At 67.5% G+C, this 1320-nt stretch carries 1 protein-coding gene and 1 other annotated feature; the gene reads left to right on the forward strand.

The features are described from left to right. The first annotated feature begins 51 nt into the window (after positions 1–51). A protein-coding gene (locus BLR02_RS28295; RefSeq protein ID WP_090665501.1) for an IS3 family transposase occupies positions 52–1280 on the forward strand; the annotation gives its coding sequence in 2 pieces (ribosomal slippage) (positions 52–343 and positions 343–1280; 1230 coding nt in all). Beyond that, positions 336–452 (forward strand) — a sequence feature (AL1L pseudoknot). Its footprint overlaps the gene before it by 117 nt. Positions 1281–1320: the final 40 nt, after the last annotated feature.

Here is a 1320-nt window from a genome sequence, read left to right on the forward strand (position 1 = left end):
CTGAATCGCCCCGTGTTTGCCGGAGGCCCCAAGTGTTGAGAGGATGGGGCTATGACCAAGAAGACGTCGAACCGCTTTTCGCCTGAGGTCCGGCAGCGGGCGGTGCGGATGGTACTGGACCACGGGGGCGACCACGCGTCGCAGTGGGCCGCGATCGGCTCGATCGCGGCCAAGATCGGGTGCACGGCCGAGACGCTCCGGAAGTGGGTACGGCAGGGCGAGCGCGATGCGGGCCAGCGGCCTGGCGCGACGACGGAGGAGCGGGGGCGGATCAAAGCGCTGGAGCGCGAGAACCGCGAGCTGCGGCAGGCCAACGAGATCCTGCGGAAGGCATCGGCCTATTTTGCGATGGCGGAGCTCGACCGCCGCTCGAAGCCATGATCGCCTTCATCGACGATCACCGTGAGGTCTACGGTGTCGAGCCGATCTGCAGGGTGCTGCCGATCGCCCCACTGGCCTACCGCGCTCATGTCGCGGGACGTGCTGATCCGGCCAAGAGGTCGCTTCGCGCCCGGCAGGACCTGGCGCTCATGGGGCAGATCCGGCGGGTGCATGAGGCCAACTTCGAGGTCTATGGCGCCCGCAAGGTTTGGCGGCAGCTTGGCCGCGATGGTGTCGCGGTGGCCCGCTGCACGGTGGAACGCCTGATGCGACGAATGGGGCTTCGTGGCGCCGTGCGGGGCAAGGAGACCAGGACCACGATCGCTGACAAGGCCTTGCCTTGCCCGGCCGACAAGGTGAACCGGCACTTCCGGGCGCCGCGTCCGAATGTCCTGTGGGTGTCGGATTTCACCTGCGTGGCGACCTGGCAGGGCTTCGTGTACGCGGCCTTCATCATCGACGTCTTCGCCCGCCGTATTGTCGGCTGGCGGGTGTCGCGCACGGCCCATGCCTCCTTCGTCCTCGATGCCCTGGAGCAGGCGCTGCATGAGCGCCGTCCGGTGAGGGGCGACCTCGTGCATCATAGCGATCGCGGAGGTCAATGTCTCAGCATTCGGTACACCGAGCGCCTCATCGACGCTGGTATCGAGCCCTCCGTCGGCAGCGTTGGCGACAGCTACGACAACGCCCTCGCCGAGACGATCAACGGCCCGTTCAAGACCGAAGTGATCCGGCGGCGCGGGCCGTGGCGCTCGCTGGAGGCCGTCGAATACGCCACCCTCGACTGGGTGGACTGGTACAACAACCGCCGCCTCCTCGAGCCGATCGGCAATAGGCCGCCCGCCGAGGCCGAGGCACGCTATTATGCCAAGCTCAAGCCAGCCGCCCTGGCGGCCTGACTCAAGCCAACCAGCCTCCGGCAAAACCGGGGCGGTTCAC

It is taken from the genome of Belnapia rosea (assembly GCF_900101615.1).
GTDB classification, from domain to species: Bacteria; Pseudomonadota; Alphaproteobacteria; order Acetobacterales; family Acetobacteraceae; genus Belnapia; species Belnapia rosea.